At 61.2% G+C, this 10,640-nt stretch carries 9 protein-coding genes; all 9 read left to right on the top strand.

What is annotated here, in order from left to right; translation table 11 throughout:
- Positions 1-57 precede the first annotated feature (57 nt).
- Positions 58-987 (top strand): carbamate kinase, encoded by a 930-nt coding sequence (gene arcC / locus HX815_RS25895; protein WP_177029100.1) that lies wholly within the window; start codon positions 58-60, stop codon positions 985-987.
- 18 nt (positions 988-1,005) lie between these two features.
- Complete coding sequence (locus tag HX815_RS25890; protein ID WP_003220051.1) at positions 1,006-1,368, top strand: DUF5064 family protein; 363 nt, start codon at positions 1,006-1,008, stop codon at positions 1,366-1,368.
- A 199-nt stretch (positions 1,369-1,567) separates the two neighbouring features.
- A complete protein-coding gene (locus HX815_RS25885; protein WP_102605962.1) occupies positions 1,568-3,076 on the top strand; it encodes a sigma-54-dependent transcriptional regulator in 1,509 nt (502 codons plus the stop codon).
- 402 nt (positions 3,077-3,478) lie between these two features.
- On the top strand, positions 3,479-3,862 hold the full coding sequence (gene gcvH / locus HX815_RS25880) for a glycine cleavage system protein GcvH (RefSeq protein ID WP_003220049.1): 384 nt from the start codon (positions 3,479-3,481) through the stop codon (positions 3,860-3,862).
- A gap of 10 nt (positions 3,863-3,872) precedes the next feature.
- Positions 3,873-6,719 carry an aminomethyl-transferring glycine dehydrogenase gene (gene gcvP, locus HX815_RS25875; RefSeq protein WP_177029099.1) on the top strand — a complete coding sequence of 949 codons (2,847 nt, stop codon included), beginning with the start codon at positions 3,873-3,875 and terminating at the stop codon, positions 6,717-6,719.
- Positions 6,720-6,860: 141 nt separating this feature from the next.
- Positions 6,861-8,237, top strand: coding sequence for an L-serine ammonia-lyase (locus tag HX815_RS25870; protein ID WP_087692646.1), 1,377 nt, complete (start codon positions 6,861-6,863; stop codon positions 8,235-8,237).
- 39 nt (positions 8,238-8,276) lie between these two features.
- Positions 8,277-9,401: a glycine cleavage system aminomethyltransferase GcvT gene (gcvT, locus tag HX815_RS25865; RefSeq protein ID WP_003220046.1), complete on the top strand. Its 1,125-nt coding sequence runs from the start codon at positions 8,277-8,279 to the stop codon at positions 9,399-9,401.
- A 390-nt stretch (positions 9,402-9,791) separates the two neighbouring features.
- Positions 9,792-10,004, top strand: coding sequence for a cold-shock protein (locus HX815_RS25860; protein ID WP_003220045.1), 213 nt, complete (start codon positions 9,792-9,794; stop codon positions 10,002-10,004).
- 95 nt (positions 10,005-10,099) lie between these two features.
- Complete coding sequence (locus tag HX815_RS25855; protein WP_003220044.1) at positions 10,100-10,588, top strand: RDD family protein; 489 nt, start codon at positions 10,100-10,102, stop codon at positions 10,586-10,588.
- Positions 10,589-10,640 lie beyond the last annotated feature (52 nt).

The raw sequence follows: 10,640 nt of genomic DNA, 5'->3' as shown, positions 1-10,640 counted from the left end.
CCGCTCCCACATTTGGCCCGGTGTTCACAACGCTGGATTCTGGAAGGACAACCTTATATGCGTATCGTCGTTGCACTGGGCGGCAACGCCCTTCTGCGCCGTGGTGAACCCATGACCGCAGACAATCAACGGGCCAATATCCGCATCGCCACCGAACAGATCGCCAAGATCCACAAAGGCAACGAGCTGGTGATTGCCCACGGCAATGGCCCGCAAGTGGGCCTGCTGTCGCTGCAGGCTGCCGCCTACACCCAGGTTTCACCTTACCCGCTGGATGTGTTGGGAGCCGAAACCGAAGGCATGATCGGCTACATCATCGAACAGGAACTGGGCAACCTGCTGGACTTCGAAGTGCCGTTCGCCACGCTGCTGACCCAGGTCGAAGTCGACGCCAAGGACCCGGCCTTCCAGCACCCGACCAAACCCATCGGCCCGGTGTACTCCAAAGCCGAAGCGGAAAAACTGGCCGCTGAAAAAGGCTGGGCGATTGCCCCCGATGGCGACAAATATCGCCGCGTGGTGGCCAGCCCACGGCCAAAGCGGATCTTTGAAATCCGCCCGATCCAGTGGTTGCTGGAAAAAGGCAGCATCGTGATCTGCGCCGGCGGCGGCGGGATTCCGACGATGTATGGCGAAGACGGCAAGCTCAAGGGCATTGAAGCCGTGATCGACAAAGACCTGTGCTCATCCTTGCTGGCCGGACAACTGGACGCCGATTTGCTGGTGATCGCCACCGACGTCAATGCCGCCTTTATCGACTTCGGCAAGCCCACCCAGAAAGCCATCGGCCAGGCACACCCGGACGAAATGGAAAAGCTCGGCTTCGCTGCCGGCTCCATGGGACCCAAGGTCCAGGCCGCGTGCGAGTTCGCCCGCCAGACTGGAAAAACCGCAGTGATCGGTTCACTCTCGGACATCGAAGCGATCGTCCAGGGCAGCGCCGGCACCCGCATCAGTACCGCAAAACCTGGCATCACCTACCTGTGAAGTAGAGGAGAAACGCCTATGGCTACCTTTGAACCTGGTCACCTGCACATCGAACGCCACGCGCTGAACAAGGATGACTACAGCTACAACCTGTGCATCGACTACGAAGTCAGCCAGGACCCAAAGGAAGGCAAGGGAATGCTCTTCAAGATGCACGGCACGGTGCAGGGCAAGGAGCTCAAGGAAGAGTTCTTCCTGCCCAAGGACCAGTCGTTCGACTTCGCCCGGCAGGCGATGAACATCGCGCAGAAGTACGGCATGCCGAAGATTGCCGTGCTCAATGGCCAGATGCACAAGCAGTACGATTTGATGTTTGAGGATGTGCGGCATCAGCTGGATGTGAAGCCTGGGGATCCGGTCAAACCCGAACACCTCGAATAACCTGATTTCCCAGGCACCAACTATCAAATGTGGGAGCGGCGGTGCGACGATTCGACTTGCTCGCGAATGCGGTGTATCAGTTGATACATCCGGTGACTGACACACCGCATTCGCGAGCAAGCCCGCTCCCACATTTTGATCTCTATCTTCTCCAAGGCATACTTGCCACCTCTCGCTCGCCAGAACCAAAAACAGCCCCATGCGTATCCACGTCAGCTTCATCGACCGCGTCGGCATCACCCAGGAAGTCCTGGCCTTGCTCGGTGGGCGCAATCTGAACCTGGATGCGGTGGAAATGGTTCCGCCCAACGTCTACATCGACGCGCCAACCTTGAGTGCCGAGGTACTGGAAGAGCTGCGTGATGCACTGTTCAGCGTGCGCGGCGTGCAAGCCGTGACCGTGGTCGACATCCTCCCCGGCCAGCGCCAGCACCTGCAACTCGATGCCCTGCTCGCCGCCATGACCGACCCGGTACTGGCCCTGGACAGCGCCGGCAAGATCCTGCTGGCCAACCCGGCGCTGATCGCCTTGTACGGTCGCGAACCCGCCGGGGAAAGCATCAACGAACTGTTCGACGACCCAACCCTGCTGGCCACCCTGCTGGAACACGGCTTTCGCCTGGCCCTGCGGGAAATCAGCGTCAACGGCCAGACCCTGCTGCTGGACGCCACGCCGATCACCGACGCCGGCGCCCTGCTGACCCTGTACCAACCCAACCGCATCGGCGAACAACTGTCGGCGCTGCACCATGACCACGCCGAAGGTTTCGACGCGTTGTTGGGCGAGTCTCCGGCGATCCGCACCCTCAAGGCGCGGGCGCAACGGGTGGCGGCGCTGGATGCACCGTTGTTGATCCAGGGCGAGACCGGCACCGGCAAGGAGCTGGTGGCCCGTGCCTGCCACGCCATCAGCGCACGCCACAGCGCGCCGTTCCTGGCCCTGAACTGCGCGGCGCTGCCGGAGAACCTGGCCGAGAGCGAACTGTTCGGCTACGCCCCCGGCGCCTTCACCGGTGCCCAGCGTGGCGGTAAGCCGGGGCTGATGGAACTGGCCAACCAAGGCACGGTGTTCCTCGACGAGATCGGCGAGATGTCGCCGTACTTGCAGGCCAAGCTGCTGCGGTTTCTCAACGACGGCAGCTTCCGCCGGGTGGGCGGCGACCGTGAGGTGAAGGTCAATGTGCGGATCCTCAGCGCCACCCACCGCGACCTGGAAAAGATGGTCAGCGAAGGCACCTTCCGCGAAGACCTGTTCTACCGCCTCAATGTGCTCAACGTCGAAGTGCCGCCTCTGCGCGAGCGCGGCCAGGACATCCTGCTGCTGGCCCGCTACTTCATGCAGCAGGCCTGCGCGCAGATCCAGCGCCCGGTCTGCCGCCTGGCGCCGGGCACCTACCCGGCGCTGCTGGGCAACCGCTGGCCAGGCAACGTGCGCCAGTTGCAGAACGTGATCTTCCGCGCCGCGGCCATTTGCGAAAGCAGCCTGGTGGACATCGGCGACCTGGACATCGCCGGCACCTCGGTGGCGCGGCAGAACGATGGTGAAGTCGACAGCCTGGAGCAGGCCGTGGAGGATTTCGAGCGCGGGTTGCTGGAGAAGCTCTATGTCAGCTATCCGTCCACGCGCCAGCTGGCCAGCCGCCTGCAAACCTCCCACACCGCCATTGCCCATCGCCTGCGCAAGTACGGTATTCCCAACAAGCCCTGACTGACTGCACGCGATCAACATGTGGGAGCGGGCTTGCTCGCGAATGCGTTGGGTCAGTCAATACATTCGGCACTGACATACCGCTTTCGCGAGCAAGCCCGCTCCCACATTTGATCTACGGCGCCCTCAAAAGCGACCTCCGCCTGTACTGAAAGCGCTACAGTGGAACGATATCAATACACACCGTCCCGGGCATCGCCATGCAAGGCTTTGATCCTCATAGGCTTTTTTTCACCCGTCCAGCTGTAGCGATATCGCTACAGTCACCTTCCGAACATCACCTGCCATAATCAGTAACCAATTGTTTTATAACGATAAAAAAACATTGGCCGCAATTTTGCTAAGCAACTCCCCATTATTTCAATCCCGTCCACCAGACGAATCTGGCCCTGAGGAGTTTCCATGAGCGAGTTGCGCTTTACTGAAGATCACGAATGGCTGCGCGCCGAAGCCGACGGCAGCGTGACCGTGGGCATTACCGCTTTTGCGCAGAACGCGCTGGGTGATGTGGTTTTCGTGCAACTGCCTGAGCTGCAGTCCTACGACAAAGGGGCAGAAGCCTCCACCGTTGAATCGGTCAAGGCCGCCAGCGGCGTATACATGCCATTGGACGGCGAAGTCCTCGAAGTAAACGACAAGCTGGACGGCAGCCCCGAGCTGGTCAACGAAGACCCGATGGGCGAAGGCTGGTTCTTCCGCTTTAAACCGGCTGATGCCGACGCAGTAGCTAAGCTGTTGGATCAGGATGCGTATGACCGCCTGATCAAAGCCAACGCTGAAGCCTGAGGAGCGCGCCATGACTAATCTGACCACCGCCAACGAATTCATCGCCCGCCACATCGGCCCGCGCCAGGACGACGAGCAACACATGCTCGCCACCCTGGGCTTTGATTCCCTGGAAGCCTTGAGCGCCAGCGTGATCCCGGAAAGCATCAAGGGCACCGCTGTGCTGGGCCTGAGCGACGGCCTGAGCGAAGCCGACGCACTGGCTTCGATCAAGGCGATTGCCGCCAAGAACGAGCTGTTCAAGACCTACATCGGCCAGGGCTACTACAACTGCCACACACCGTCGCCGATCCTGCGCAACCTCCTGGAAAACCCGGCCTGGTACACCGCCTACACGCCTTACCAGCCTGAAATTTCCCAGGGCCGCCTGGAGTCGTTGCTGAACTTCCAGACGCTGATCAGCGACCTCACCGGCCTGCCGATCGCCAACGCCTCGCTGTTGGACGAAGCCACCGCCGCTGCCGAAGCCATGACCTTCTGCAAACGCCTGAGCAAGAACAAAGGCAGCAACGCATTCTTCGCCTCCGTGCACAGCCACCCGCAAACCCTCGACGTATTGCGCACCCGTGCCGAGCCGCTGGGCATCGACGTGGTGGTGGGCGACGAGCGTGAACTGACCGACGTCAGCGCCTTCTTCGGCGCCCTGCTGCAATACCCGGCCAGCAACGGTGACGTGTTCGACTACCGCGAGCTGACCGAGCGCTTCCACGCCGCCAACGCACTGGTGGCCGTGGCCGCCGACCTGCTGGCCCTGACCCTGCTGACCCCGCCGGGTGAGTTCGGCGCCGACGTGGCCATCGGCAGCGCGCAACGCTTCGGCGTGCCGCTGGGCTTCGGTGGCCCGCATGCGGCGTACTTCTCCACCAAGGATGCGTTCAAGCGCGACATGCCGGGCCGTCTGGTCGGCGTCTCCGTGGACCGTTTCGGCAAGCCGGCCCTGCGCCTGGCCATGCAGACCCGCGAGCAACATATCCGCCGCGAGAAGGCCACCAGCAATATCTGCACCGCCCAGGTATTGCTCGCCAACATCGCCAGCATGTATGCCGTGTACCACGGCCCGAAAGGCCTGACCCAGATTGCCAACCGCATTCACCACCTGACCGCGATCTTCGCCAAAGGCTTGGGCGCATTGGGCCTGGCAGTTGAACAAGCCCACTTCTTCGACACCCTGACCATCAAGACCGGCGCGCAAACTGCTGCCCTGCACGACAAGGCTCGCGCCCAGCGCATCAACCTGCGTGTGGTCGACGGCGAACGCGTTGGCCTGTCGGTGGACGAAACCACCTCCCAAGCCGACATCGAAACCCTGTGGAGCGTGTTCGCCGGCGGTAAAGCCCTGCCGGACTTCGCCGCATTGGCTGCCAGCGTTGAAAGCACCCTGCCGGCCGCGCTGCTGCGCCAGTCGCCAATTCTCAGCCACCCGGTGTTCAACCGTTACCACTCCGAAACCGAGCTGATGCGCTACCTGCGCAAGCTGGCCGACAAGGACCTGGCCCTGGATCGCACCATGATCCCGCTGGGCTCGTGCACCATGAAGCTCAACGCCGCCAGCGAAATGATCCCGGTGACCTGGGCCGAGTTCGGTGCCCTGCACCCGTTCGCCCCGGCCTCGCAAAGCGCCGGCTACCAGCAACTGACGACCGAACTGGAAGCCATGCTCTGCGCGGCCACCGGTTACGACGCGATTTCCCTGCAACCGAACGCCGGTTCCCAGGGCGAATACGCCGGCCTGCTGGCCATCCGTGCCTATCACCAGAGCCGTGGCGAAGAACGCCGCGATATCTGCCTGATCCCGTCGTCGGCCCACGGCACCAACCCGGCCACCGCCAACATGGCCGGCATGCGCGTGGTGGTCACCGCCTGCGATGCACGCGGTAACGTCGACATCGAAGACCTGCGTGCCAAGGCTATCGAGCACCGCGAGCACCTCGCTGCGCTGATGATCACCTACCCGTCCACCCACGGCGTGTTCGAAGAAGGCATCCGCGAAATCTGCGGGATCATTCACGACAACGGCGGCCAGGTGTACATCGACGGCGCCAACATGAACGCGATGGTCGGCCTCTGCGCCCCGGGCAAGTTCGGCGGCGATGTGTCCCACTTGAACCTGCACAAGACCTTCTGCATTCCCCACGGTGGTGGCGGCCCGGGCGTCGGCCCGATTGGCGTCAAATCCCACCTGACGCCGTTCCTGCCCGGCCATGCCGCGATGGAACGCAAGGAAGGTGCGGTCTGCGCCGCACCGTTCGGCAGCGCGAGCATCCTGCCGATCACCTGGATGTACATCAGCATGATGGGCGGCGCAGGCCTCAAGCGCGCTTCGCAGTTGGCGATTTTGAATGCCAACTACATTTCCCGTCGCCTGGAAGAGCACTACCCGGTGCTGTACACCGGCAGCAACGGCCTGGTGGCCCACGAATGCATCCTCGACCTGCGCCCGTTGAAAGACAGCAGCGGCATCAGCGTGGATGACGTCGCCAAGCGTCTGATCGACTTTGGTTTCCATGCGCCGACCATGTCGTTCCCGGTGGCCGGCACCCTGATGATCGAGCCGACCGAAAGCGAATCCCGGGAAGAACTGGACCGCTTCTGCAACGCGATGATCGCCATCCGCGAAGAAATCCGCGCGGTGGAAAATGGCTCGCTGGACAAAGACGACAACCCGCTGAAAAACGCGCCACACACTGCCGCGGAACTGGTTGGCGAATGGAGCCACCCATACAGCCGTGAACAAGCGGTGTACCCGGTGGCGTCGTTGATCGAAGCCAAGTACTGGCCGCCGGTTGGCCGGGTCGACAACGTGTTTGGCGATCGCAACCTGGTGTGCGCTTGCCCGTCGATCGAGAGCTACGCGTAACCTGATGTGGGAGCGGGCTTGCTCGCGAATGCGGAGTGTCAGTTGATACATCTGGTGACTGACCCGCCGCTTTCGCGAGCAAGCCCGCTCCCACATTGGACCGAGTACATCCGATCAATAATAAGAAACCGGAGAACAACCATGTCTTTAAGCGTGTTCGACCTGTTCAAGATTGGCATCGGCCCCTCCAGCTCCCACACCGTCGGCCCGATGCGCGCTGCCGCTCGATTCGTCGAGGGACTGAAGCGCGACAACCTGCTGGGCGCCACCACCTGCGTCAAGGTGGAGCTCTACGGCTCACTCGGCGCCACCGGCAAAGGCCACGGCAGTGACAAGGCCGTATTGCTGGGCCTGGAAGGCGAGCACCCGGATACCGTGAACACCGAAACCGTTGCCGCCCGCCTGTTGGAAATTCGCGGCAACGCACGCTTGAACCTGCTCGGCGAACACAGCATTGCGTTCAACGAGAAAGAACACCTGGCGATGATTCGCAAACCCCTGCCCTATCATCCCAACGGCATGATCTTCCGTGCCTTCGACGCCGCCGGTTTGCAGATTCGCAGCCGCGAGTACTACTCGGTGGGCGGCGGGTTTGTGGTGGATGAAGACGCCGCCGGCCACGACCGGATTGTCGAAGACGCCACGCCCCTGACGTTCCCGTTCAAAAGTGCCAAGGACTTGCTCGGCCATTGCGCCACCTATGGGCTGTCCATCAGCCAGGTGATGCTGACCAATGAAAGCGCCTGGCGCCCGGAGGCGGAAACCCGCGCCGGCCTGCTGAAGATCTGGCAGGTGATGCAGGACTGCGTGGACGCGGGCTGTCGCAACGAAGGGATTTTGCCCGGAGGGCTGAAGGTCAAGCGCCGCGCCGCCGCGTTGCATCGCCAACTGTGCAAGAACCCGGAATCGGCGCTGCGCGACCCGTTGTCGGTGCTGGACTGGGTCAACCTGTACGCCCTGGCGGTCAACGAAGAAAACGCCAATGGCGGGCGCGTAGTGACGGCGCCCACCAACGGTGCGGCCGGGATTGTGCCGGCGGTGTTGCACTACTACATGCGCTTTATCCCGGGGGCCAGCGAAGACGGAGTAGTGCGCTTCCTGCTCACCGCCGCAGCCATCGGCATTCTGTACAAGGAAAACGCCTCGATCTCCGGCGCCGAAGTCGGCTGCCAGGGGGAAGTCGGCGTGGCCTGTTCCATGGCCGCCGGCGCCCTTTGCGAAGTGTTGGGCGGTACGGTTTCCCAGGTAGAAAACGCCGCCGAGATCGGCATGGAACACAACCTCGGCCTGACCTGCGACCCCATCGGCGGGCTGGTGCAGGTGCCCTGCATCGAGCGCAACGCCATGGGTTCGGTCAAGGCCATCAATGCGGTGCGCATGGCCCTGCGCGGCGACGGGCAACACTTCGTGTCCCTCGACAAGGTCATCCGCACCATGCGCCAGACCGGCGCCGACATGAAAAGCAAATACAAGGAAACCGCCCGTGGCGGTTTGGCGGTCAACATTATCGAGTGCTGACGCCTATAAGCGCGTCCGCACGTTTTTCAGGAGCTGAATATGTCCACCGAAACCCTGTTGAAAACCCCGTTGCACGCCCTGCACATCGAACTGGGCGCACGCATGGTGCCCTTCGCCGGCTACGACATGCCGGTGCAATACCCGCTGGGCGTGATGAAAGAACACCTGCACACCCGTGAACAAGCCGGGTTGTTCGATGTGTCGCACATGGGCCAGATCCGCCTGACCGGCGCCGGTGCCGCCAAGGCCCTGGAAACCCTGGTGCCGGTGGACATCATCGACCTGCCGGTGGGCATGCAGCGTTATGCGATGTTCACCAACGAGCAAGGCGGCATCCTCGATGACCTGATGGTCGCCAACCTGGGTAACGACGAACTGTTCCTGGTGGTCAACGCCGCCTGCAAGGACCAGGACCTGGCCCACCTGCGCCAGCACATCGGTGACCAGTGCACCATCGAGCCACTGTTCGAGGAACGCGCCCTGCTGGCCCTGCAAGGCCCGGCTGCCGTCAGCGTGCTGGCGCGCCTGGCGCCGGAGGTCAAGCACATGACCTTCATGCAATTCGCACCGACCCGCCTGCTGGGCGTGGACTGCTACGTCAGCCGCTCGGGCTACACCGGCGAAGACGGCTTCGAAATCTCGGTACCGGCCGCGAACGCCGAGGCCCTGGCCCGCAGCCTGCTGGCCGAAACCGAAGTACAGGCCATCGGCCTGGGCGCCCGCGACTCCCTGCGCCTGGAAGCCGGCCTGTGCCTTTATGGCCATGACATGAACACCGAGACCACGCCGATTGAAGCCAGCCTGTTGTGGGCAATTTCCAAGGCCCGTCGTGCTGATGGCGCACGCGCCGGTGGCTTCCCGGGCGCCGATGCGATCTTCACCCAGCAACAAACCGGCGTCAGCCGCAAACGCGTAGGCCTGTTGCCACAGGAACGCACGCCGGTCCGTGAAGGCGCAGAAATCGTCGACGAACACGGCACCGTGATCGGCAGCGTCTGCAGCGGCGGTTTTGGCCCGAGCCTGGGCGGCCCGCTGGCCATGGGTTATCTGGACAGCGCTTTCATCGCACTGGATACCGAAGTATCTGCGTTGGTACGTGGGAAAAAGGTGCCACTACGTGTAAGTAAAATGCCATTCGTGCCACAACGTTACTACCGTGGTTGATTGACTGTTCCTATAAGTAACGCGGTTGCGTTAACGTGCACTAATCTGTAACGCAACCGCCACATTAAAGTGCATTGACGATAGTCAATGTTATGTTCAGTCACCTATAACAAGTGACGAATTCTATCGAATAAACGCGTTCCACATTGTGGACAGAAGTGTAACGAGGCCGAGCAAAACCTGGGGTTTTGCCGGGGCTTGTTTTTTCTGTATTAGTTGGCGTAGAGTTTGCCCACTGTGTTTGCATGGGTCGCTTTGAACCTGGACCTGGGCAGTAGCCAAAGTTTGCTACAACCCGTTCGACGTCTCTTACTTTCCTGCAACCCAGCCCAGTACTCTTTCATGTGAAAGGGGCTGTCATTAATTTTTTTGCGTCAAGGAAATAAGAAAATGGCTGATCGTCAGAGCGGTACCGTCAAGTGGTTTAACGACGAAAAAGGGTTTGGTTTTATCACTCCAGAAAGCGGTCCGGATCTGTTCGTCCACTTCCGCGCTATTCAGGGCAACGGCTTCAAAAGCCTGAAAGAAGGCCAGAAAGTGACCTTCATCGCGGTGCAAGGCCAGAAAGGCATGCAAGCCGACGAAGTACAAGCAGAAGGCTGATCCTTGCTGCGACAAAAAGCCCCTGATATGACATCAGGGGCTTTTTTATGGGCGTTCTTCCGTAAAATGGCTTTTTTCCTGCCGAGAGCCATGCCATGTCGAAACACCTGCTGAGCCCCCAAGGCGAGTTTCCCGCCGTAGGCCTGGGCCGTCGTCTGGCAGCGATGTTCTATGACTTCCTGTTGTGCACCGCCCTGCTGATCGTCACGGCCTTCATCTACAAGCTGGTGTGGATGGGGTTTGTCGGGGAGGCCAAGTTACGGGCGCTGTCTGAGTCTGGCGCGCTGGACGGTGATCCGCTGTTGTCGACGATTTTGTTTTTTGTGTTGTTTGGGTTTTTTGCCAAGTTCTGGACGCACTCGGGGCAGACCCTGGGGATGCAGGTTTGGGGGGTGCGGGTGCAGAACGCTGATGGGTCGCGGATCAGTCTGTGGCAGGCGTTGTTGCGGTTTGTGGTGTCGATTGCTTCGTGGTTGTGCCTGGGGCTTGGGTTTATCTGGTCGTTGTTCGACAAGCAGAAACGTGGCTGGCATGACATTTATTCGGATACGCGGTTGGTGCGGGTTCCGAAGAAAAAGAAGTAGGTTTTCAGGTTGGGGGCATATCCGTTGCTGCGGTGATGGCTGGTATTGGTTC

The sequence above is a fragment of the Pseudomonas sp. E6002 genome, assembly GCF_013385565.1.
In the GTDB taxonomy this organism is placed as follows: Bacteria; Pseudomonadota; Gammaproteobacteria; order Pseudomonadales; family Pseudomonadaceae; genus Aquipseudomonas.
Note: the sequence above shows the minus strand (reverse complement) of the source record. Positions and strands in the feature narration are given on the sequence as shown.